Source organism: Parahoeflea alexandrii (assembly GCF_027214025.1).
In the GTDB taxonomy this organism is placed as follows: Bacteria; Pseudomonadota; Alphaproteobacteria; order Rhizobiales; family Rhizobiaceae; genus Hoeflea; species Hoeflea alexandrii_A.
The window spans coordinates 619,390-642,092 of sequence record NZ_JAPWHB010000003.1; the positions used below are offsets into that span (position 1 = coordinate 619,390).

General features: G+C 62.2%; 22 protein-coding genes. 16 read left to right on the forward strand and 6 right to left on the reverse strand.

Annotation, left to right across the window (positions count from 1 at the left end):
- Positions 1-16: 16 nt before the first annotated feature.
- Positions 17-325, reverse strand: coding sequence for a hypothetical protein (locus O4H62_RS13485; protein ID WP_269388500.1), 309 nt, complete (start codon positions 323-325; stop codon positions 17-19).
- Here O4H62_RS13485 and O4H62_RS13490 point away from each other — a divergent pair.
- On the forward strand, positions 324-2,006 hold the full coding sequence (locus O4H62_RS13490; RefSeq protein ID WP_269388501.1) for an AMP-binding protein: 1,683 nt from the start codon (positions 324-326) through the stop codon (positions 2,004-2,006). The two genes, O4H62_RS13485 and O4H62_RS13490, sit on opposite strands and share 2 nt — an antisense overlap.
- A gap of 7 nt (positions 2,007-2,013) precedes the next feature.
- On the opposite strand, the gene O4H62_RS13495 is transcribed toward O4H62_RS13490, so the two are convergent.
- The 3 genes from O4H62_RS13495 to secA all read right to left on the reverse strand — a co-directional run bounded on the left by O4H62_RS13495 (position 2,014) and on the right by secA (position 7,677).
- Complete coding sequence (locus O4H62_RS13495) at positions 2,014-3,288, reverse strand: GNAT family N-acetyltransferase (protein ID WP_269388503.1); 1,275 nt, start codon at positions 3,286-3,288, stop codon at positions 2,014-2,016.
- Between the two features lie 3 nt (positions 3,289-3,291).
- Entirely contained in the window at positions 3,292-4,713 is a 1,422-nt protein-coding gene (locus O4H62_RS13500; RefSeq protein ID WP_269388504.1) for a lipopolysaccharide biosynthesis protein, read from the reverse strand.
- A gap of 246 nt (positions 4,714-4,959) precedes the next feature.
- A complete protein-coding gene (gene secA / locus O4H62_RS13505) occupies positions 4,960-7,677 on the reverse strand; it encodes a preprotein translocase subunit SecA (RefSeq protein WP_269388505.1) in 2,718 nt (905 codons plus the stop codon).
- A 254-nt stretch (positions 7,678-7,931) separates the two neighbouring features.
- On the opposite strand from secA, the gene O4H62_RS13510 reads away from it, so the two are divergent.
- The 6 genes from O4H62_RS13510 to O4H62_RS13535 all read left to right on the forward strand — a co-directional run bounded on the left by O4H62_RS13510 (position 7,932) and on the right by O4H62_RS13535 (position 11,967).
- A complete protein-coding gene (locus O4H62_RS13510; protein WP_269388507.1) occupies positions 7,932-8,786 on the forward strand; it encodes a peptidylprolyl isomerase in 855 nt (284 codons plus the stop codon).
- 36 nt (positions 8,787-8,822) lie between these two features.
- The gene (gene argJ, locus O4H62_RS13515) at positions 8,823-10,064 is read left to right on the forward strand and encodes a bifunctional glutamate N-acetyltransferase/amino-acid acetyltransferase ArgJ (RefSeq protein WP_269388508.1); all 1,242 of its coding nucleotides are present in this window, start codon (positions 8,823-8,825) and stop codon (positions 10,062-10,064) included.
- A 35-nt stretch (positions 10,065-10,099) separates the two neighbouring features.
- Positions 10,100-10,858 carry a GNAT family N-acetyltransferase gene (locus O4H62_RS13520; protein WP_269388510.1) on the forward strand — a complete coding sequence of 253 codons (759 nt, stop codon included), beginning with the start codon at positions 10,100-10,102 and terminating at the stop codon, positions 10,856-10,858.
- Between the two features lie 3 nt (positions 10,859-10,861).
- Positions 10,862-11,269, forward strand: coding sequence for an 8-oxo-dGTP diphosphatase MutT (gene mutT / locus O4H62_RS13525; RefSeq protein ID WP_269388511.1), 408 nt, complete (start codon positions 10,862-10,864; stop codon positions 11,267-11,269).
- A gap of 150 nt (positions 11,270-11,419) precedes the next feature.
- The gene (locus O4H62_RS13530) at positions 11,420-11,749 is read left to right on the forward strand and encodes a hypothetical protein (RefSeq protein WP_269388513.1); all 330 of its coding nucleotides are present in this window, start codon (positions 11,420-11,422) and stop codon (positions 11,747-11,749) included.
- Positions 11,750-11,793: 44 nt separating this feature from the next.
- Positions 11,794-11,967 carry a Flp family type IVb pilin gene (locus tag O4H62_RS13535; RefSeq protein ID WP_269388514.1) on the forward strand — a complete coding sequence of 58 codons (174 nt, stop codon included), beginning with the start codon at positions 11,794-11,796 and terminating at the stop codon, positions 11,965-11,967.
- A 115-nt stretch (positions 11,968-12,082) separates the two neighbouring features.
- Here O4H62_RS13535 and O4H62_RS13540 read toward each other — a convergent pair whose 3' ends face one another.
- Positions 12,083-12,967, reverse strand: coding sequence for a methyltransferase domain-containing protein (locus O4H62_RS13540; protein WP_269388516.1), 885 nt, complete (start codon positions 12,965-12,967; stop codon positions 12,083-12,085).
- Positions 12,968-13,133: 166 nt separating this feature from the next.
- Here O4H62_RS13540 and O4H62_RS13545 point away from each other — a divergent pair, with 166 nt between their 5' ends.
- From O4H62_RS13545 to O4H62_RS13565, 5 genes are read left to right on the forward strand one after another with little or no spacing between them, the layout of a single operon-like run.
- Positions 13,134-13,853: a ComF family protein gene (locus tag O4H62_RS13545; RefSeq protein WP_269388518.1), complete on the forward strand. Its 720-nt coding sequence runs from the start codon at positions 13,134-13,136 to the stop codon at positions 13,851-13,853.
- Positions 13,854-13,889: 36 nt separating this feature from the next.
- A complete protein-coding gene (gene grxC / locus O4H62_RS13550; protein ID WP_269388520.1) occupies positions 13,890-14,150 on the forward strand; it encodes a glutaredoxin 3 in 261 nt (86 codons plus the stop codon).
- A gap of 3 nt (positions 14,151-14,153) precedes the next feature.
- Positions 14,154-15,014: a carbon-nitrogen hydrolase family protein gene (locus O4H62_RS13555; protein ID WP_269388522.1), complete on the forward strand. Its 861-nt coding sequence runs from the start codon at positions 14,154-14,156 to the stop codon at positions 15,012-15,014.
- Entirely contained in the window at positions 15,011-15,436 is a 426-nt protein-coding gene (locus O4H62_RS13560; protein WP_269388524.1) for a DUF1178 family protein, read from the forward strand. The genes O4H62_RS13555 and O4H62_RS13560 overlap by 4 nt, the downstream gene beginning before the upstream one ends.
- Before the next feature lies 1 nt (position 15,437).
- Complete coding sequence (locus O4H62_RS13565) at positions 15,438-16,022, forward strand: DUF3291 domain-containing protein (protein WP_269388525.1); 585 nt, start codon at positions 15,438-15,440, stop codon at positions 16,020-16,022.
- A 55-nt stretch (positions 16,023-16,077) separates the two neighbouring features.
- On the opposite strand, the gene ubiG is transcribed toward O4H62_RS13565, so the two are convergent.
- Complete coding sequence (gene ubiG / locus O4H62_RS13570) at positions 16,078-16,830, reverse strand: bifunctional 2-polyprenyl-6-hydroxyphenol methylase/3-demethylubiquinol 3-O-methyltransferase UbiG (protein ID WP_269388527.1); 753 nt, start codon at positions 16,828-16,830, stop codon at positions 16,078-16,080.
- Positions 16,831-17,021: 191 nt separating this feature from the next.
- On the opposite strand from ubiG, the gene O4H62_RS13575 reads away from it, so the two are divergent.
- The 4 genes from O4H62_RS13575 (at position 17,022) to prmC (ending at position 22,646) form a co-directional block, all read left to right on the forward strand.
- The gene (locus tag O4H62_RS13575; RefSeq protein WP_269388529.1) at positions 17,022-18,296 is read left to right on the forward strand and encodes an aspartate kinase; all 1,275 of its coding nucleotides are present in this window, start codon (positions 17,022-17,024) and stop codon (positions 18,294-18,296) included.
- A 95-nt stretch (positions 18,297-18,391) separates the two neighbouring features.
- Complete coding sequence (gene ptsP, locus O4H62_RS13580; RefSeq protein WP_269388531.1) at positions 18,392-20,653, forward strand: phosphoenolpyruvate--protein phosphotransferase; 2,262 nt, start codon at positions 18,392-18,394, stop codon at positions 20,651-20,653.
- Between the two features lie 9 nt (positions 20,654-20,662).
- Positions 20,663-21,748 (forward strand): peptide chain release factor 1, encoded by a 1,086-nt coding sequence (gene prfA, locus O4H62_RS13585; protein WP_269388533.1) that lies wholly within the window; start codon positions 20,663-20,665, stop codon positions 21,746-21,748.
- Positions 21,735-22,646, forward strand: a complete 912-nt coding sequence (gene prmC / locus O4H62_RS13590) for a peptide chain release factor N(5)-glutamine methyltransferase (protein WP_269388535.1) — start codon at positions 21,735-21,737, stop codon at positions 22,644-22,646. Before prfA ends, prmC begins: the two co-directional genes overlap by 14 nt.
- Positions 22,647-22,703: the final 57 nt, after the last annotated feature.

Here is a 22,703-nt window from a genome sequence, read left to right on the forward strand (position 1 = left end):
AGAGCGCATCTGTCTCTCAATCGCCCGACCGCGGATGCGAAGTGGCAGATTGGCTCTCAAGTTTGGCAATGATGTGGAAGATACCGTGGTCTATGTCTGCCGCCTTGACGGCCATCAATTCCGATTGGCAGACCGGCTCCCAATCGCCGTTCTCCAGTTCGGTCATGATGGTGTTCGCGCCGAATCCGGCGTACTGCAAAAGCGCCGCGCCCCTTCTATCCAGATCGAACGCCTGATAGGAATTTGCCGGGTCTGCGGCTGCGTCGCCAACAAGGGCGAGCGGCGGCGGATGGCTTGAGGCCTGTTTACAAGGATTTCCGATCATGTTGTTGCCAGCCGGTGAAACCATTGAAGACATAGCCTCCCGGTTTTCCTGGGACGTGCCGGAAATCTTCAACATCGGCAGCGCGGTGTCGGATGACTGGGCGGCGCGCGATCCGGACCGGATCTGTCTCGAGCACTTCAATCCCGATGGCGAGCCCGACCGGCTGACCTATGCAGGCCTCGCCCTGCGTTCCAATGCGTTTGCCCGGAGCCTGCGGTCGCTTGGCGTCGAACCCGGCGACCGGGTGGCGCTGATGCTGCCGCAGGGGTTCGAGACGGCAATCGCGCATGTCGCCATCTACAAACTTGGTGCCATCGCGGTGCCGCTGGCGCTGCTGTTCGGGGTCGAAGCCGTCGATCACCGGCTGTCGGCTTCCGGGGCGAAGGTCCTGGTGACGACGCCCGGAGGGCGCGACAAGGTTTCGGCAATCCGCGAACGGCTGACAGAGCTAAAGTCCATCGTTGTTGCCGGGGACGAAATTGAAGAATCGACGGGCGTCGATACTGTCGTCGGTTTCGACAGGCTGGAAAACGGCCATCCCGATGCGCCGGTTGCCGTCGAGACGCGGGCCGACGATCCGGCGCTGATGATCTTCACCTCGGGGACAACCGGCCCGCCCAAGGGTGCGCTGCACGGGCACCGCGTGCTGATCGGCCACATACCCGGAGTACAGACCCATCATGAATTCATGCCGCAGCCCGGAGACAAGCTGTGGACGCCGGCCGACTGGGCCTGGGCCGGCGGGTTGCTCAACGTGCTGTTGCCGGGATTGCTGCTCGGGGTGCCGGTGGTGTCGTCACAGGCGCAGAAGTTCGATCCGGAGCTGGCCTACCGGATCATGGCCGAGATGAAGGTCCGCAATGCCTTCATTCCGCCGACGGCCCTGAGGATCATGCGCACGGTCAAGGATCCGCTGTCGCGTCACCGGCTCGATCTGCGCACCGTCGGCTCAGGCGGCGAGGCGCTGGGGCGCGAAACCTACGAGTGGGCGCAGAAGGTGCTGGGGCTGACCATCAATGAATTCTATGGCCAGACCGAATGCAACCTGGTGCTGTCGTCGAGCGCGATGCTCGGCGTCAGCCGCGGAGGGGCGATCGGCAAGCCGGTGCCGGGCCACGAGGTGGCGGTCATCGACGATCAGGGCAACGTGGTACCGGACGGCACTTCAGGCCAGATTGCGGTCAGGCGCCCCGACCCGGTGATGTTTCTCGGCTACTGGCAAAACGAGGCGGCGACAAAAGCCAAGTTCATCGGCGACTGGATGGTCACCGGCGATCAGGGGGTGCGTGACGCAGAGGGCTATTTCTCGTTCTTCGGACGCGACGACGATGTCATCACGTCGTCGGGTTACCGGATCGGACCGGGCGAGATCGAGGATTGCCTGACCGGCCATCCGGCGGTGGCGCTGGCGGCCGTCGTGGGCAAACCGGACCCGATGCGGACCGAAATCGTCAAGGCCTATATCGTGGTGGCACCCGGGATCGAGCCCGATGCGGAGCTGACGGAGTCGGTGCGCGAATGGGTCAAGACCCGGCTGTCGGCGCATGAGTATCCAAGGGAGATCGAATTCGTCGACAGCCTGCCGCTGACCACGACCGGCAAGGTGATCCGGCGGGTCCTGCGAGATCAGGCGATTGCCGAGGCAAATACAGACACAGGCACCGGCGCCAGGCTTGGCTGAGTCCTTGTCACCGCCGGGCCATGCCGCGGATTTTTTCCCTCAGCAGCCGGGCAATGTTGCGGGTGTTGCGGTAGATGTGGAGCTGAGTCGCCACCTGACGGACGTCGCGATCATGGCTGGGGTCGAGTCCGATGACCATCGTGCCCATGGTCTCACGCTCCGACCACATGCGGCTCATGATCGGATGGTCGGGAACGGCGCAGGAATCGGTCCGGCGGATGTTGAGGTCGTCGAGATGCCATTCGGTCAGCCTGTCGACCAGAAGCTTGCCGGGTGAATAGCGGGCCCATTCTTCATTGTAGGCGGTTTTCCAGGTCCAGGCTTCGCCGGAGGCGACGAACACGATCATGGAGGCGATGGCCTCGCCGTTGAGCGCCAGCGAATGGATGCGGACACTGTCGGTCTCGGCCAGGCTGTTGATGGCTTCGCGGGCAAATGCCGCACGGTAGCGGTCGGAGACCATTGACGATTTCCGCCGGCCTTTCCAGCCGGTGTCCTCGAGCGTCAGGAACTCCTCGAGGTGATAGCGGATTTCTTCCGGCTGGCGGGCGACCATGTAGCTCAGTTCACCATGCTCGGACAAGCGCCGCCACTGCCGGCGCATTTCGCGGCGGTGGTGGGAGGATACGGATTTGGCAAGATACTCGTCGGCGTCGAGGGTGCTGTCGAGGAATGGCCGCTGGGCCTGATCGGTGACGACGACGGAGAGGTTGCGGGCCATCGCGACGGCGCGCAGAAGCCCTGCGACGGGTCCATCGAGCCGCATGTCGGGCAGCACCAGGATGCCCGGCAATCCCAGGCCCGGCTGGGCCAGGGCCTCGAGCATGTTGTCGAGCGTTTCGGCAGCGTCCTCACGATCGAGCAGTGGTGTTCCCAGGGGACCAAACGGATTGGCCCAGGCACGGATGATGGAAGCCCCGACGGAGAAACCCGGCTTTTCGATCGAATAGGGCAGCAGCATGCGCATGCGCGAATGGGTTTCGGTTTCATCGCGCATCAGCATGAGACGGATCACGCGGTCTTCGAGCCGCGGCATGGCCGGCGCGAGGAAACGGGCGGCGAAGAATATGTTCGGTTCGAGCGCGCGGTTGGTGAGGAAATCGAGTTCTTCCTGCAGATCGTATCCAGCGCGGGCCGGGTAGATGGCGAGATGCCGGCCAGGACGGCCGACGGCCACTTCGCGGTCGGGCAGCGGGCGGCCGGTTTCCACATCGGCGAATTCGCCGATCAGCGTGTTGGCCTGGCTTGCGACCTCTTCCTGGACAATGGGACTGGAGGCCATGACTTATGCCGCCTTGTTCGGAGAGGCGCGGCCCGCGGGCAACGTAGCGGATGCGATGAACATGGCGATGCCAAGTCGGCGGCGGATGACCAGGTGCAGAAGGGCGGCCTCGATCACCATTGCGCCTGCGGTGGCCGTTGCCGCGCCATGCAGCCCCCATAGGGGGATCAGCACGATATTGAGGCCGAGATTGGCGACAAGGGCTCCGGCATAGATGGTCGCGCAGATCTTGAGTTCGCCGGCCATGGTCAGAAGTACTTCGCCGGGGCCGATCATTGCCTTGGCGATGATGCCCGCAAACAGGATGACCATGAGCAGGTGACCTTCCTGGAAGCTCGGGCCAAACAGCGACAAGAGGAAGGGACCGGCGGCAATGACAAGCCCGCCGACGATCAGCGAAGGCCAGAAGGTCCACTGTACCGTCTGTCGGGCAAAAGAAGCCAATGCCACCCTGTCCTCGCCGGAAACGAGTGCGGAGAAACGCTGTGCGGCGGCTGCCTTGACGGCGAAATAGACGAAATGCACCAGGGCCATGGTCTTGGCCGCCGCAAAGTAGACGGCGACCTTTTCAGGCGGCAGGTAGATGCCGACGATAACGACATCGGCATTGGTCAGCATGAAGTAGAAGCCTTCGATCAGGAAAATCGGAAAGGCAACCATCAGCCAGGTTCTGAAGTGGACCTCGACATGCCGCGCCGGAAACCGTTTCCTGAGCCGTGTCGTGATGACAAGAAATTGGGCCAGCGTGGTCAGATAGGTCGCGGCAAGGGCGGCGACGATGGCCGTATTGGCGTCGGCCATGCGTCCGAGCCAGATGGCTCCGGCGACGAAGGTGAGGATCAGCAGGGGGCGGACGATGTAGGTCGGGCTGAGTGCGTTGACCGGCCAGCCATTGGCTCTTGCGGTTCCGTCCAGAACGTCACCAAGCGCGATCATCGGCAGCACGAACGCACCGACGAAAAGCGGCTGGACATAGTGGGATTCGATCCTGTCGCCGAGAAAGTAGAGTGCCGCGATGCCTGTGCCGGCGATCAATGTCGCCGATACCATCGCGAATATCCTGGCGGTGACCGCAAGGCCGATGATGGCCTCGTCGGCGCCGGCCGAACGGTACTGCGGCAAGAAGCGGATGACGGCGGTGTGAAAGCCGAGGCAGGAAAGATTGCCCAGGATGATCGCGATCACCCAGACGAAAACGAACACGCCGTATTCGAAATCGCCCATCAACCGGGCCAGGATGATCTGGGACACGAAAGCGATTGCCGCGCTGATTATGCGGATCATGAACGCGATTATCGCCATGCGTTGCGCCGCGCTGTTCTCGTCGTTGGCGGTGGCAATCGTCGCAAGGCGGTCGAACACCGGCGTCAGCCGCGCCACATAGCGCGGCGGCAACAGTCTGCCAGCGGTGTCGATCAACGTCATGGTCAGGCTTCAATCCCGTTGTTGTCCGGGCACATTGCCATGGCGACGTTAAGAAACGGTTTGGCCACCGGCAACAAGCTCGAGGAGTCCGGCTGTTCAGTGCCGGATCGGGACGCGTGATTGTTCTTGTTGCGCCCCACGGGCGGGAAAGTGATCGGAACAGCCGGATCTGAGACGGCGCACCGCACAGAAAAGGCCGGGATCGAAGCTGTCGATCCCGGCCTGTTCATGCGTGCTTGCCGACGATCAGTAGGCGCCGTGGCAGTGCTTGTATTTCTTGCCGGATCCGCAGGGGCAGGCCTCGTTGCGACCGACCTTGCCCCAGGTCGATTCATCCTCGGGATCACGGTCTTCCGGGGCGACAATGCCGGCAACATCCTGTCCTTCAGTCGCGCCGAACTCGTCATCGCCGGTGGTGGCGTCGATATGATGGGCCTGCATGCCTTCCGGCAGTTCCGGCTCCGGAGTGGCGGCAGCCTCACGGACAATCTCGACCCGCATCAATTGCGCCATGACGGCCTGGCGCAGGTTGGCGAGAAGCGCCTGGAACAGCTCGAAAGCTTCGGACTTGTATTCCTGCAGCGGATCGCGCTGGGCGTAACCGCGGAAGCCAACGACCGAGCGAAGATGATCGAGGTTGACCAGATGTTCGCGCCACAGATGATCAAGTGTCTGGAGAACAACGGATTTTTCCACATAGGTCATCACCTCGGGGCCAAACCGTTCGGCGCGTTCCTTGGCAAGATTATCCGCAGCTTCGACAATGCGGGAGTGGATGTCGTCTTCGGCAATGCCTTCTTCGGCGGCCCACTCCTCGATCGGCAGATCGAGGTTGAGATAGGCATGAACGCCCTTCTTGAGCTCTGCGACATTCCACTGTTCGGCATAGGCGCGCTCGGGAATGTGGAGTTTGACCAGGCCGTCGATGACCTCGTGGCGCATGTCCTCGATGGTCTCGGAAATCGATTCCGAATCCATCAGCTCCTTGCGCTGTTCGAACACAACCTTGCGCTGGTCGTTCATCACGTCATCGAACTTGAGCAGGTTCTTGCGGATGTCGAAGTTGCGCGCCTCGACCTTTTTCTGTGCCCGCTCGAGCGCCTTGTTGATCCATGGATGGATGATCGGCTCGCCTTCCTTGAGGCCAAGCGTCTTGAGCATGCCGTCCATGCGCTCGGAGCCGAAAATGCGCATCAGGTCGTCCTGCAGCGACAGGAAGAACTTGGAGCGGCCCGGATCGCCCTGGCGGCCCGACCGGCCACGCAACTGGTTGTCGATACGACGGCTTTCATGACGCTCGGTGGCCAGCACGTAGAGCCCCCCGGCGGCCAGCGCCTCGTCCTTGAGCGCCTGGATCTCCGCGCGGATGATCCTGACCTTCTCGTCACGCTCCGGCCCTTCAGGCATGTCGCCGAGTTCCTGGGCGATGCGCATGTCGGCGTTGCCGCCGAGCTGAATGTCGGTTCCGCGACCGGCCATGTTGGTGGCGATGGTGATGGCGCCGGGGACACCCGCCTGGGAAACGATATAGGCTTCCTGCTCGTGGTAGCGGGCATTGAGCACCTTGAAATCCTCCACCCCTGCCTTGCGCAACAGCTCTGCCAGGATTTCGGATTTTTCGATCGAAGTGGTGCCCACCAGAACCGGCTGCTTTTTCGCGCGCGATTGCTTGATGTCCTCGATGATGGCCTGGTATTTTTCCTCGACCGTGCGGTAGACCTCGTCGTCTTCGTCAATACGGGCGATCGGCACATTGGTCGGCACTTCCACCACTTCCAGGCCGTAGATGTCGCCGAACTCCTCGGCCTCGGTGGAGGCCGTGCCGGTCATGCCGCCGAGTTTCGAATACATGCGGAAATAGTTCTGGAAGGTGATCGATGCCAGGGTCTGGTTTTCCGGCTGGATCTTGACGCCTTCCTTGGCCTCAAGCGCCTGATGCTGGCCTTCGGAGTAGCGCCGGCCCGGCATCATGCGGCCGGTGAACTCGTCGATGATGACGATTTCGTCATTCCGGACGATGTAATCCTTGTCGCGGGTGAACAGCCGGTGGGCCTTCAGCGCGTTGTTGATGTGGTGGACGACAGCGACGTTTTCGACATCGTAAAGCGATTCGCCCTTGAGCATGCCGGCTTCGGCCAGCATGGCTTCCAGTTTCTCGGTACCGGTCTCGGTGAATGTCGCGGAGCGCTGCTTTTCGTCGATTTCGTAATCATCGGCTTCGAGCTTCTGGATCAGCGCATCGATACTGTTGTAAAGCTCCGAGCGATCATCGAGCGGGCCGGAGATGATCAGCGGCGTGCGCGCCTCATCGACGAGAATGGAGTCCACTTCGTCGACGATTGCGTAGTTGTGTCCGCGCTGGACCATCTGGGCGCGGTCATATTTCATGTTGTCGCGAAGATAATCGAAGCCCAGTTCGTTGTTGGTCGCATAGGTGATGTCGCAGGCATAGGCGGCGCGGCGCTCATCATCGTCCATACCGTGGGTGATGATGCCGGTGGTCAGGCCGAGAAAACTATAGATCCGGGACATCCATTCGGCGTCTCGACGGGCCAGGTAATCGTTGACGGTGACGACATGGACGCCGTCGCCGGAGAGCGCGTTGAGATAGACCGCCAGCGTGGCGACCAGCGTCTTGCCTTCACCGGTCTTCATTTCAGCGATGGCGTTTTCGTTGAGGATCATGCCGCCGATCAGCTGGACATCGAATGGCCGGAGCCCGATTGCCCGGCGCGCTGCCTCGCGCACGGTCGCGAAGGCGGGGACCAGGAGGTCGTCAAGCTTGGTGCCTGCGGCCAGCTGTTCGCGGAACTGGATCGTCCGGGCCGCCAGATCGGCATCGCTGAGCGCCGCAAGTTCAGTTTCCAATGCATTGATAGCGTCAATTTTTGGCTGGTAGGCCCGGATCCGGCGGTCATTGGATGAGCCGAAAAGCTTGCGGGCGATTGCGCCGAACTTGACCATTTCAATGGTCCTTTCTTGAGGCTGCACGGTCTGCAGTGTTGGAAACCGGTGCTGGCCTGCGACCGGTGGATCGGTTGGAAAACGGCGTCCCGATGGCCTTCATCCGGTGAAAGCCGTCTGGACGGACGGTTGGCTGACAGATAAGAGGGGGTTTGAACGATGTCAACGGCGGCGAAAGGCCGTCTTAAGGTTGCCAAAATCCAAGACCACTTGGACGGCCGACCGCAAAAAGCTTCACAATGAAAGGTCTATCCATGCGCCTATCGCAGCTTGCAGCCACCCTCTTCCTGACTTCCGTCGCCTTCCTGCCGCTTCATTCCCACGCCGCGGATGAGGCCGATCCGGTGGTGGCGACGGTCGCCGGTGTTGAAATCCGCGCGTCGGAACTGACATTGGCCGAAGGTGACCTCGATCCGCAGTTTGCCCGTCTACCGGACGAGCAGCGCCGCGTTGCTGCCCTCGCAGCCGTCATCGACATCAAGACGCTGGCGCGCAAGGCCGAAACGGAAAAGCTCGACCAGACCGAGGAATTCAAGCGGCTGATGGCATTCCAGCGCGATCGCGCCCTGCACAACGCCATCTTCAAGTCGGAAGTGGTCGATCCGGTCAGCGAAGCAGATATCAAGGCTCGCTACGAGAAGGAAATCGCCGCGGTTCCGCCGGAAGAGGAAATCAGCGCACGTCACATTCTTCTGAAGACCGAGGAGGAAGCCAAGGCGGTCATCGCCGAGCTTGATGCCGGCAAGGATTTTGCGGAGCTCGCCAAGGAAAAGTCCACCGGTCCCAGTGCCGGGCAGGGCGGCGATCTGGGCTTTTTCACCAAGGGCCGCATGGTGCCTGAATTCGAGGCCGTGGCGTTTACGCTCAAGGCTGGCGAATACGCCAAGGAGCCGGTGCAGACCCAGTTCGGATGGCATGTTATCAAGGTCGAGGAACGCCGTGAATCAGCGCCGCCGGCCTTCGAGGAAGTGGCCGACCAGGTCCGGCAGCTGTTGATGCGCGAGCGCTATGGCGAACTCATCCGCACCGCGCGCAGCGAAACGGCAATCGATGTGCTCGATCCCGAGTTGAAGGCCGCTTACGAAGCCATCAACCAGCAACAGCAGTAGCCCTATCGGGCTGCACGCCGCCTCGAGGAACGTTTCATGTCTACCGACATCTCGCCACTGGCTCCCAGCTCCTATGCCGAACTGCCGCCGATCGCAGGGGTTCGTATCGAAACCGCAGCGGCCGGGATCAAGTACAAGAACCGGACCGACGTCATGCTGATGGTGTTCGACCAGCCCGCAGCCGTGGCAGGCGTCTTCACCACGTCGAAATGCCCCTCCGCGCCGGTTGACTTCTGCCGGGCAAACCTTGCCGGTGGCCGAGCGCGGGCGCTGGTGGTCAATTCCGGAAACGCCAACGCGTTTACCGGCAAGAAAGGGCGCGAGGCGACGGACCTGACCGCCAAGTCTACCGCGGAAGCGGTAGGCTGCGCGCAGTCGGAGGTGTTCCTGGCATCGACCGGCGTCATTGGTGAGCCGCTTGACGCGACCAAGTTCGCCACCGTTCTGGGGCAGATGGCATCATCGGCGAGCGGCGACCGGTGGCTGGACGCGGCGCGCGCGATCATGACTACCGACACCTATCCCAAGGTCGCCACACGCACCGCGCGGATTGACGGGGTGACGGTGACGCTCAATGGCATGGCAAAGGGTGCGGGAATGATCGCGCCGGACATGGCAACGATGTTGTCCTTCATCGTGACCGATGCGGCAATCGACCCGTCCGCATTGCAGGCCATGCTCAGCCGTCATGTCGGTTCGACATTCAATGCAGTTACGGTCGACAGCGATACCTCGACTTCGGACACGCTGCTGGTTTTTGCCACCGGTGCCGCCGCTGGGCGGGGCGCCAAGCCGATCGCCTCGGCGTCGGATTCCCGCGCCCGGAGCTTTTCGAAGGCGCTGGCGGATCTGATGGAAGACCTGGCGATCCAGATCGTGCGTGACGGCGAAGGCGCGCGCAAGCAGGTCGAGATCACGGTGACGGGCGCGGCTTCTGCGAAGGCTGCCGGGCGGATTGCGCGCTCGATTGCCAACTCGCCGTTGGTCAAGACCGCGATTGCCGGTGAAGACGCCAATTGGGGCCGCATCGTCATGGCGGTCGGCAAGGCGGGGGAGAAGGCCGAACGCGACAGGCTGGCGATCTGGTTCGGCGATGTCCGGGTGGCCGTCGATGGCGAGCGCGATCCTGCCTACAGCGAAGCCGCAGCGTCCGAGGTCATGAAACAGGATGAGATCGCCATCAGGGTCGATCTCGGCATAGGCCGCGGCAAGGCCCGCGTGTTCACCTGTGATCTGACCAAGGCCTATGTAGAGATCAATGGCGATTACCGCAGCTGAGCGGTTTGCCTGGATACCAGAGTACGGGACCTATCTTGCCGAACCTTGCAATCGTCAGAAGGCTTGAAGCCGTTGGATTCAGAGCCTGGCCCGCAGCGTCGATCCAGTATGACGGCAGCTGGCAGATCCGGCTCACCGCGGGGCATCCGTCCAAGCGGCTGAATTCGGTGAATCCGCTCGATCCGTCCGATCACGAGGGTATTGAAGTTCGGGTCGAGCGAGCGGCGCGGCGGTTCGATTCCTATGACCGGCCGCTGGTGTTCCGGCAGTCGCCGCTGGCGCCGCCACCACTGGAGGCCTATCTCGACGCGCTGGGCTGGCGCCGGTTCGACGAAACCATCGTCATGGCCGGCGCGATTGACAGTCTCGACATCGACAGCGGTATGGATCACCTGCCGATGCGCGATGTCGGACGATATGTCGATGCCTCCATTGCCGTGCATGGCCGAGATCAGTCGCTCAAGCCCGGACTCACCGAAGTGTTGAGTTCGATACGGCCGCCGAGCGGCCTGTTCGTGCTGGAGGACGAGGCATCAGGCCCGGTTTCGACGGCGCTTTGTGTTCACGACAACGATCTTGCAGGCCTGTTCGAGCTGGCGACCCGGGCTGACATGCGGCGTGCAGGCTACGGTCGTGACGTGGTGACAGCAGCTCTCAGATGGGCACGCCATCGTGGCGCCGAGACGGCGTGGCTGCAGGTGGAAAGCGCCAACACGGCGGCCGTGGCGCTTTACCAGGGATTGGGCTTTGGTGAGGTGTATCGCTACGCCTATCGCCAGAAACCGGGATGTTGAGGAATGAGCGGCAGGAAGATATTGCTGGTTGCGGCCTGTGCGCTGGTTGATGCGGACGGACGGGTGCTGTTGACACAGAGGCCCGAAGGCAAGCAACTGGCCGGGCTCTGGGAGTTTCCCGGCGGCAAGGTTGAGCCGGGGGAGTCACCCGAAGCGGCACTTATCCGCGAACTGTCCGAGGAAATCGGAATCACCACCAAGGAGGCGTGCCTGGCGCCGCTGACATTTGCCAGCCACAGCTACGATACGTTTCATCTGCTGATGCCGCTTTTCGTCTGCCGCCGGTTTGAAGGCACCGCCCGCGGACTTGAAGGTCAGGCGCTCAAGTGGGTGCGTCCGCGGGACATGCGGGATTATCCGATGCCGCCCGCCGACGAGCCTCTCATTCCCTATCTGATCGATCTCCTGTGAGCTGAAACCAGCCAGGCGGCCATGGCGATCAAGTCAATCGCACGCCGCTCGCTGCTCGGATAAATCCGGTTAGCGTTAATGAAACTTCAATTTAGTTCACCCATGAATGGTATTCGTGGCGGATCCGGTCGGATTCTCAGTGGAGGCGTTATGGACAACGGTGATTTCTGGATGACGGTGATGGACAGAGACGGCCAGGAAAACCAGCCAAAGAGATTTGGTGCGGTGCGCGTCGCCCTGCTGTTCGGCACCGCGGCTATTGCCATTGCAGCCATTCTGACGCCCATCGCCGCAGACCGGACATCTTCGGCGCGGGTCGCGTGGTCTCCAGACCAGTACGACAACATTACCACCGGATCGATTCCGTCGCGCTCGAAAACCACGACCACGTCCTACACTGTCCGCAAATCTATCCTGCAGGACAATCCGGGCGCGCTCTGCATCATTCGAAGCAATGGCAGCAAGTCGGGCGACTGTTGAAACAATCCCGATCCTGGCAACTCAAGTGAGAACGGAATCAAACCATGAAATCCTTGTTTTGCAGGTTCATCGAAGACAGGTCAGGTGCAACCGCGATTGAGTATGGTCTCATTGCCGCGCTGATTGCCGCCGCGTTGGTCAGTGGCATGACCGCCATTGGCGGAGCCATCAACAATAATATGGACGGCGTTGCAAACCACATCAAGAATTCCCAGTAGAGCGTCTCGCGGTCAGGCGGTATCGCCTGATAGAAAGAAGACGCTCCTGTTTCAAAGAAACAGGACGTCCTTTTCGCGTTGAGGTATTTTCAGGGCGTCCCGGGCCATGCAAGCCTCAACGCGGCAGCTTTTGTTCGGGAGTCTTCAAGGCGTCCGCGAGGCGTGCCTTGGCGGAGCCCGGTCTCAAGGGCTTCTGCTGGCTTTCATGCGGCGCCCATCCGGAGAGGTGGATGATGGGAAAACTGGCACGGATGCGGCCGTCGGGATCCGAGAACCGTTCGGCGTAGATCTGGGCCGCGCGCAGGAAGACCTGCCTGCCCAGAGGTTTCCTGCTTCTGTCGGTCAGGATCGACGTCATGCCCATGGCCCGCAGATCCCTGAGCAAGGCAAACATGTCGGCGTATCTGACCACGATGTCGTCAATATCGGTGACAGGCAAGGCGAAGCCCGCGCGCTGCAGCAGCGCGCCATAGTCACGAATATCGGCAAAGGGATGGATGCGGGCGTTGGCGCCGCCGGTCAACTCGCTTTCCGCCGCGAGCAGGGATTCACGCAGTTCGCCGAGAGTGCCGGCGCCCGGAGCGGCCGCAAGCAGCAATCCGTCCGGCTTCAGGGCACGGCGCAATTGCACGAGCACCCCCGGCGTATCGTTGGTTACGTGCAGGGCCAGCGGCGAAACGATCAGATCGGCGCTGCCATGCTCGAGCGGAACGAGGTCCGGCTCGGCGAACACCTGCCTCTCCCGATCAGTTCCGGGGATGGGGCACATGTCGACATAGGTGAAATCAGCTGTCTTTCCCGTGGCTTTCATCATGGCGGCGACGAGCGGCAGGCCGCCGTGAACCTGGACCGGGTGTTCGAACTGCCTCTCCACCACCGAGAGCCGTTCCGCCATGTCTTCGGCAATCCGGCGGACAAGGAAATCCGCGCCCGGTTCGAAACCGGCCAATGCGCGCAAACGACGCTGACGCAAAAGGGTATGATCGAAGAGACGGTCCAATGTCGGGGGTCCATCGGTGGGTTTCGGGTTCGGCAGGGCCTTGTCTGGCCTGCTGCGGCTCGCTTGTTGGATGGAATGGCGGTAATGTCAACCAATGGACCGAGCGGATCTCATGCATTTCGGGCATCGATTGCTGACTGTTTGCCAGTCGGCCGGGCTGGGTCTGATGCAGCTGGTGTATCCGCCCGTTTGCTCAGGCTGCGGCAAGATGGTGGGCCGGCCCGCCGGCTTGTGCCCGGAGTGCTGGGCGACGGTACGGTTCATTGAGCGGCCCTATTGCGAGATTACCGGCGTGCCCTTCGACCACGACCGGGGTGACGGATATGTCTCGCCGCAGGCGATCGCCAATCCGCCACCCTATGCCAGGGCCAGGGCCGCGGTGTTTCATGACGGCGTTGCCCGCAAGATTGTCCACGGGTTGAAATATTCGGACCGCGCCGATCTCGCCACCATGATGGCGGAATGGATGATCCGGGCCGGGCGCGACGTGCTTGATGACAGCGATGTCATCGTTGCGGTCCCGTTGCACCGGGCAAGGCTGTTTTCCCGGCGTTACAACCAGTCGGCCGAACTTGCGCGAGCTCTGGCACGGCTCTCCGGCAAACCGTTCCTTCCCGGGGTGATGCGGCGAGTGCGCGCCACACGCCAGCAGGTCGGGCTGGGTTTGCGGGCCCGGCAGGACAATGTCCGGGGGGCTTTCCTGGTGCCGCCCGAGCAGGCGCAGCGGCTGGCCGGGCGCAAGGTGCTTCTGGTCGACGATGTGCTGACCACCGGATCGACCGTCGAAGCGGCGACGCGGGCGCTGCTGCGGCGAGGGGTGGCACAGGTCAACGTGCTGGCATTTGCCAGGGTTGCAAGCCAGGGCGAGGAAACCCTATATGCTTGAAGAGCGGCAAAGGCCGCTGAACAATTGGAGACCCGCATGGCAGACGTAATCCTCTACACACGGCAGTTCTGCGGATTTTGCACCGCAGCCAAACGGTTGCTGGATGGGAAGGGCGTCAGCTATACGGAGCATGATGCGACTTTTTCGCCGGACCTGAGGCAGGAAATGATCGGCAAGTCCAACGGCCGGACAACGTTTCCGCAGATCTTCATTGATGGCGTTCATGTCGGCGGCTGCGACGAGCTGCACGCTCTTGATCGCGCCGGCAAGCTTGATCCGATGCTGACGGGAGCCTGAGAAATGCGTGAACTGGTCGTTGCCGCAGTGCAAATGCGTTCGGGTGTCACGCCCGAAGAGAACATCAGGGTTATGGATCGTCTGGTCCGGGAAGCGGCATCGCGTGGAGCGCGCTATGTGCAGACGCCGGAGATGACCGGTGCCGTGCAAAAGAACCGGTCAGGCCTGTTCAGCATTCTCAAGAACGAAGCAGAAGATCCGGTGCTCAAGGCCGCGTCGTCTCTCGCTGCCGAACTTGGCATCTACCTGCATGTCGGCTCAACCGCGATCGGGCTCGGCAATGACATGATCGCCAATCGCGGTGTGGTGTTTGGTCCCGACGGCGTTGCGCTTGCCCGCTATGACAAGATCCACATGTTTGACGTGGACCTCGACAATGGCGAAAGCTGGCGGGAAAGCGCCGTGTATCGGCCCGGCGAATTGGCACGAACCGTTGACCTTGATGTTGCGCGGCTCGGCATGGGTATCTGTTACGACATCCGGTTTCCGCACCTGTTCCGCGACTTGGCTCTTGCGGGCGCCGATATCCTGACGGCGCCCGCCGCCTTTACCCGCCAGACCGGCGAGGCGCACTGGCATGTGCTGCAACGCGCCAGGGCCATCGAGAATGGAGCCTTCGTCATCTCGGCGGCGCAGGGCGGTGTGCATGAGGACGGACGGGAAACCTACGGCCATTCAATTATTGTCGATCCGTGGGGACGGGTGATCGCGGAAGCCGATCACGACGAGCCTGGCGTGATCGTTGCCACGCTTTCGCTTGACGAGGTCAAGGCCGCGCGGTCGAAAATCCCGAACCTCAAGAACGCCCGGGAGTACCGGGTCGAGACCGGAGTGCCGGAAACAAAAGGAGAGAGAGTGGCGTGATCCGCTTTTCTTTGCATTGCGACAAGGATCATGAATTCGAGGGATGGTTTTCCTCAAGCAAGGACTATGACGATCAAGCCGAGCGCGGCCTGGTCGAATGCCCGGTCTGCGGCTCCCGACAGGTCGGCAAGGCGCTGATGGCACCGGCGGTCACGGTTTCCAAGGAAGCGCCGGCGCGACCGCTGGCGATGGATCCGGAAAAGCGCGAAATGATGCGCAAGCTGCGCGAACTGGTGCAGGCGGTAAAGCAGAATTCCGAGGATGTCGGCGAGCGGTTTGCCGATGAGGCCCGCAAGATCCATCATGGTGAAGCCGAGGCGCGCGGCATTATCGGAAAGGCGTCGAGCGATGATGCCCGGTCGCTGATCGAGGAAGGGATCGAGATCGCTCCCTTGCCGGAATTTCCGGACGATCTGAGCTGAGATGAAACCGACCGGCTTTCATCTTGCCATGTACAATTTCGGCCTGCACGTGGCGCCTTACGATGCGCCCGAGGTGCAGGGGTTTCTCAGACGTGAGCCTTTGAATTTTGCCGCCGCCGAAAGGGCGTCCGGGTTTGTGGCCCGTTCCGGTTACGACGGGGAGCCGGGGCCGCCAAGCTGGGGTGTCCAGGTGTTTCCCCGGTTCATCGAAGGCAGCGGCTTTGAGAGCGGACCGTCCTCCCTGTCGATATGGGCCGACATCGAGAGCCTGATGGCTTTTTCCTATGCCGGCGTTCACGCCGAGGCGCTGAAGAACGCCCGCAACTGGAACACCAGGAACGACTGGCCGCCGCTGGTCCTGTGGTGGATAGAGGCAGGGCATCGCCCGGACTGGAAACAGGCCGCCGACAGGCTGGAATGGCTGCATGACCACGGACCGGGTCCGAGGGCGTTCACTTTCAAGCAGGCGTATGATTCGGATGGCGCGCCGATCGAGATCGATCGCGACCGCGTCAAGGCGCTGGTCGAGGCAAACGCGCCAGGACAAAGCGAGCTGCTTGAACAACTCAGGCATATCCCCGTCTGACCCGCGGCCGGTCCGGTCAAGGACAGCGGAGCCGCGTTCGGCTGACCGGGGGAGATCAGGAGACCTTGGGCCGCTCCATCAGCATCATGTAGTTGACGTCCATGTCGCGGGACAGGTTCCACTGGTCCTGAAGCGGGTTGTAGAACACGCCGGTGCGGTCGATGACGTTCATTCCCGATATGGCCAGCGGGGTTTCGATTTCTTCCGGACGAACCAGTCTTTCATATTGATGGGTGCCGCGCGGCAGCCAGCGCAGCACATATTCCGCACCGATGATTGCCAGCGCCATGGCCTTCATGGTGCGGTTGATGGTGGCCACGAACATCAGCCCGCCCGGCTTGACCATCTCGGCGCAGGAGGTGAGGAACAGGTCGACGTCGGCGACATGCTCGACCACTTCCATGTTGAGCACGATATCGAAGCGTTCGCCGCGTGCCGCCAGTTCTTCGGATGTGACAGCCTCGTAGCGCACATCGACGCCGCTCTGGGCGGCATGGATCGACGCCACTTCGACATTGGTTCGGGAGGCATCGGCGCCTAGTACCTCGGCGCCCATTCGGGCCATCGGTTCCGACAAAAGCCCGCCGCCGCAGCCGATGTCGAGGACTCTCAGGCCCTGCAGCGGCTTGTCGCTTTTCGGATCGCGGCCGAAATGAGCCGCGACATGGTTGCGGATATAGGTCAGGCGCACCGGATTGAACTTGTGCAGGGGACGGAACTTGCCTTTGGGGTTCCACCATTCCGCCGCCATGGCCGAGAACCGCGCGACTTCGTCCTGGTCGATCGTTGTCTGGGCAGCTTGGCTCATGGGGCTCTCCGGCTTTATATTATTGCCCATCAACTCGGGCGTCAGGCCCGCCTTGTCAAGAGTCGGCGATGTCACATGAGCGATCCGGTTGCAGGCGACCGGATTTTTGGCTAAGAGACCGCCACCTTCCGCTCCGGGACCCGGGGCGGTTTTTCTTGCCCGTTAGCGGGTTAGTCAGCGGATAATACAACATGGCCCGCATAGTGATGAAATTTGGCGGCACCTCGGTTGCCGACCTCGACCGGATCCGCAACGTTGCCCGGCACGTCAAGCGTGAAGTGGACGCGGGCCACCAGGTGGCCGTGGTGGTGTCGGCCATGGCCGGCAAGACCAACGAGCTGGTCAGCTGGGTTCAGCAGATGCCGAAGGTCGCCGGCGCCAGCGCCTCGTTCTACGATGCCCGCGAATACGACGCGATCGTAGCTTCCGGCGAGCAGGTGACGAGCGGACTGCTGGCGATTGCGCTTCAGTCGATGGGCGTGGATGCCCGGTCCTGGCAGGGCTGGCAGATTCCGGTGAAGACCGACAATGCCCATGCGGCGGCCCGGATCATCGATATCGACGGATCCGAACTGATCCGCCGGTTCGAAATGGGGCAGGTGGCCGTGGTGGCGGGATTCCAGGGCATCGGCCCGGACAACCGCCTGGCGACGCTCGGACGCGGCGGTTCGGACACCAGCGCGGTTGCGATCGCGGCTGCCGTGAAGGCGGATCGCTGCGATATCTATACCGATGTCGATGGCGTCTATACCACCGATCCGCGGGTCGAGCCGAAGGCGCGGCGAATGAAGAAGATCGCGTTCGAGGAGATGCTGGAAATGGCATCGCTCGGCGCCAAGGTGCTGCAGGTCCGGTCGGTCGAGCTGGCGATGGTGCACAAGGTGAGAACCTTCGTGCGCTCGAGCTTCGACGACCCGGACGCGCCAGGAATGGGGGATCTGCTCAATCCGCCCGGAACTCTTATTTGCGACGAGGAAGAAATCGTGGAACAGGAAGTCGTAACCGGCATTGCCTACGCAAAGGACGAAGCGCAGATTTCCCTGAGGCGGCTTGCCGACCGGCCGGGCGTTTCGGCTGCGATCTTCGGTCCGCTCGCCGACGCTCACATCAATGTCGACATGATCGTCCAGAACATATCCGAAGACGGGTCGCGGACCGACATGACCTTCACGGTACCATCGAGCGATGCCGAAAAGGCATTGGCGGTGCTTGCCGGGCAGAAGGAACTGATCGGCTATGACGTGGTTCAGAGCGAATCAGGCCTAGCCAAGGTGTCCGTTATCGGCATCGGTATGCGCAGCCATGCCGGGGTGGCTGCGAGCGCGTTCAAGGCGCTTGCTGAAAAATCCATCAATATTAAGGCGATAACAACGTCCGAGATCAAGATTTCGATCCTGATCGACGGCGCCTACGCAGAACTCGCGGTAAGGACTTTGCATTCCGTCTACGGTCTGGATAAGACTTAGCCAACGGGATCAAAGCAAACCGGCAAAAGCCGAACTCTGCTAACCGGCCGGGAGCTTTCCCGGGCGGGCCACACGAATTGGGAGAATGAAGCGCGATGAGAGACCTTTCAGCAGGTCCGCGCGTCCTTCTCAGGCGGCTGCGCGAGTTGATGGCGGAGCCCCTTGAGCCGCAGGAGCGCCTTGACCAGATTGTCCGCCAGATCGCGGCCAACATGGTCGCTGAAGTGTGCTCGTTCTACGTGCTGCGCGCCGATGGCGCGCTGGAACTGTTCGCCACCGAGGGCCTGAACAAGGATGCGGTGCACCTGGCTCAACTGAAAATGGGTCAGGGCCTGGTCGGCACCATCGCCGCAAGCGCCCGCTCGCTCAATCTTTCCGACGCCCAGTCCCATCCGGCCTTCACCTACCTGCCGGAAACCGGCGAAGAGATCTACAACTCCTTCCTTGGCGTTCCGATCCTCAGGGCCGGCCGGTCGCTGGGCGTTCTGGTCGTCCAGAACAAGGCGCACCGCAAATACCGCGAGGACGAGGTCGAGGCGCTCGAGACCACCTCGATGGTGCTGGCGGAGATGATCGCGACGGGCGAGCTCAAGCAGATCACCCGGCCCGGGCTGGAGCTTGACCTCAACCGTCCCGTGACGATCGAGGGCGACGCCTATGGAGACGGGATCGGGCTTGGCCACGTCATTCTGCATGAACCGCGGATCGTGGTCACCGAACTCCTCAATGACGACATAGACGCCGAGCTCAAGCGGCTCGAAGAGGCTTTGGGGTCGCTCAGGATCTCGATTGACGACATGCTGTCACGGCGTGACGTCTCGATGGAGGGCGAGCACCGGGCGGTGCTGGAAGCCTACCGGATGTTCGCACACGATCGCGGCTGGGTCCGGAAACTTGAGGAGGCGATCCGCAACGGGCTGACCTGCGAGGCGGCGGTGGAGAAGGTGCAGAGTGACACCCGCGCCCGCATGATCCACATGACCGATTCCTACTTGCGCGAACGGCTGCACGATTTCGATGACCTGGCAAACCGCCTGCTGAGGCAGCTGACGGGCTTCGTTCCGGGCAGCAAGGGTTTGCCGCAGGATGCGATCATCGTGGCGCGCGCCATGGGTGCGGCGGAATTGCTTGATTATCCGCGCGAGGCCATCCGCGGCCTTGTGCTTGAGGATGGAGCGGTCACCAGCCATGTGGTGATCGTGGCCCGTGCCATGGGCATTCCGGTGGTCGGCCAGGTTCCGGGCATTGCGTCGCTGGCTGAAAACCGCGATTCGATCATTGTCGATGGCGAGGATGGCCTCGTCCACCTCCGCCCGATCACCGATGTCCAGAACGCCTATGCCGACAAGGTGAGGTTCCGGGCGAAGCGGCAGGAACAGTACCAGGCACTGCGCACGGTCGAACCGCGCACCCGGGACGGACAGTACATCACCCTGCAGATGAACGCCGGACTTCTGGTGGACCTGCCGCAATTGAGCGAATCGGGCGCCGGCGGGATCGGGCTGTTCAGGACAGAACTGCAGTTCATGATCGCCTCGACCATGCCGAAGGTCGATGAGCAGGAAAACCTCTATCGCAGCGTATTGCGGCAGGCCGGCGGCAGGCCAGTGACATTCCGCACGCTGGATATCGGCGGCGACAAGGTCGTGCCTTATTTCCGGTCCGCCGAAGAGGAGAACCCGGCGCTCGGCTGGCGGGCCATCCGGCTTTCGCTGGATCGTCCGGGATTGCTGCGCACCCAGCTGAGGGCGCTTCTGAAGGCGGCTGCCGGCGCCGAACTGAAGCTGATGCTGCCGATGATCACCGAGGTCAACGAGCTTCGCCTGGCGCGTGAATTGTTGAACAAGGAGGTCCGGCACCTCTCGCGTTTCGGGTACCAGTTGCCGCGCAGCCTGCAATTCGGCGCGATGCTGGAGGTGCCGAGCCTGCTCTGGCAGCTTGATGAGTTGATGGAAGAGGTCGACTTCGTTTCCGTCGGCTCCAACGACCTGTTTCAGTTCGTCATGGCGGTCGATCGGGGCAATTCCCGGGTGGCCGACCGTTTTGACACCCTGGGGCGGCCGTTCCTGCGCGTGCTTCGCCAGATTGTCGAGGCGGCCAACAGAACCAACACATCACTGACCCTTTGTGGCGAGATTGCCGGCAAATCGCTCTCCGCGATGGCGCTTCTCGGTATTGGCTTTCGCAACATCTCGATGTCGCCGGCGGCCATCGGCCCGGTCAAGTCGATGTTGCTGTCGCTGGATCTCGGCAAGCTCGAAGAAGCCCTGCGGCCGGTCATTGAAGACACGCGAAGCGAAAAAACCGTTCGCGAGTTCCTGATGGACTTTGCCGATGCCAATGGCGTGAGCCTCTAGGATCAAGTAATGGCGAGATTGCCGACCCAGAAAATCCGTGAACTCGAGCGCCGTTTCGACGAGGTCGAAGCGCGCATGTCCGCCGGTCCGGATGCAGAAACCTATGTGAAGCTGGCCTCCGAATATTCCGAACTGCAGCCGCTGGTCGGGGAAATCAGGGCGCTTTCAAAAGCCGAGGCCGAGCGCGCCGACCTGATGGCGATGCTGGCCGACAGTTCGACCGACCGCGAGATGCGGGAGATGGCCGATGACGAGTTGAAGGCGCTCAAGAGCCGGATCGAGAAACTCGAGCAGCAGATCGAGATTATGCTGCTGCCGAAGGATGCTGCCGACGAGCGCAGCGCCATCGTCGAAATCCGCGCCGGGACCGGTGGCTCCGAGGCGGCTCTGTTCGCCGGCGATCTTTTCCGCATGTACGAGCGCTATGCCTCGTCGCGGGGATGGCGGGTGGAAGTGCTGTCGGCGAGCGAGGGCGAAGCCGGCGGCTACAAGGAAATCATCGCCACTGTTTCGGGCAAGGGCGTGTTCGCCCGATTGAAATTCGAATCGGGCGTGCACCGGGTGCAGCGGGTGCCGGAAACGGAATCCGGCGGGCGCATTCATACTTCTGCCGCGACGGTGGCGGTGCTGCCGGAGGCAGAGGATATCGACATCGAAATCCGGCCGGAGGACATCCGGATTGACACCATGCGGGCGTCGGGGGCTGGCGGCCAGCACGTCAACACAACGGACTCGGCGGTGCGCATCACCCATTTGCCGACCGGCGTGGTGGTGACGTCTTCGGAGAAGTCACAACATCAGAACCGTGCCCGCGCCATGCAGGTATTGCGCGCAAGGCTCTATGACATGGAGCGGCAACGGGCGGACGACGAGCGGTCACAATCCCGGCGCAGCCAGGTTGGCTCGGGCGACCGGTCGGAACGCATCCGGACCTACAACTTCCCGCAAGGCAGGGTCACTGATCACCGGATCAACCTGACGCTCTACAAGCTCGACCGGATGATGATGGGCGAGATCGACGAGATCGTCGATGCGCTGATCTCCGACCATCAGGCAGGCCAGCTGGCCACACTTGGCGATAATGGCCAGGCCTGACCTGGCGAAGGCCGCAACGCTGGGCGAAGCCTGGCTGATGCTGCGGACGGCCTTCCGCTCCGAAGGCCTGGAAACCGCTGACCTGGATGCGCGGCTGCTGACCGCCAAACTGGCGGGGGTCGAACCGCATCAACTGGCGACGGGAGGTGACGCCCCGCTGGCGCAAGACGTCCGGGCCCGGTTGATCCGTGCCCTGCACGACCGGCTCGAGGGGATGCCTGTTCATCGCATTCTGGGGTCGCGGGAGTTCTACGGGCTTTCGCTCGGCCTCTCGCCGGCAACGCTGGAACCGCGTCCCGACACCGAGACGCTCATTGATGCCGTGCTGCCGCTTGTCCGGGAACGGGTGGCCGCGAAAGGTTCCTGTTCGATCGTGGATCTCGGGATCGGTACCGGTGCAATCGGCCTGGCGCTGCTGGCGGCCTGTCCGGAAGCGCGATGCCTGGGTGTCGATGTGTCGGCGGAAGCCGTGGAGACGGCGCGCGCGAATGCCAAGGCGCTGGCGCTCGACGCACGTTATCAGGCAGTTCAGGGCGACTGGCTGTCGGGTATCGACGCGCGATTTGACCTGATCGTTTCGAACCCGCCCTATATTCCGACCGGGGACCTGCCGTCGCTTTCCAGGGAGGTCACCGCGTACGATCCGCTGCTGGCACTCGATGGCGGCGCGGAAGGACTTGACGCCTACCGGGCGATCGCCTCCCAGGCCGGCAGCCGGCTCGAGGCGGGAGGATCCGTGGCGCTTGAGATCGGGATCGGACAGCGGGAGATGGTGACCGCGCTGTTCCTTCAGGCCGGCTTCAAGGCGGGCGGTGTTTTCCGCGATCTGGGAGGCGTGGAAAGGGTCCTCCTTTTCACATTGCCGCTCCAGCCTGCAGCGATGGTTTACGACTTTTAGCGCGTCGTTCAAGAAAAGGCTTGGAATTACTGGCAAACATGGCTAGTTTCCCGGTCA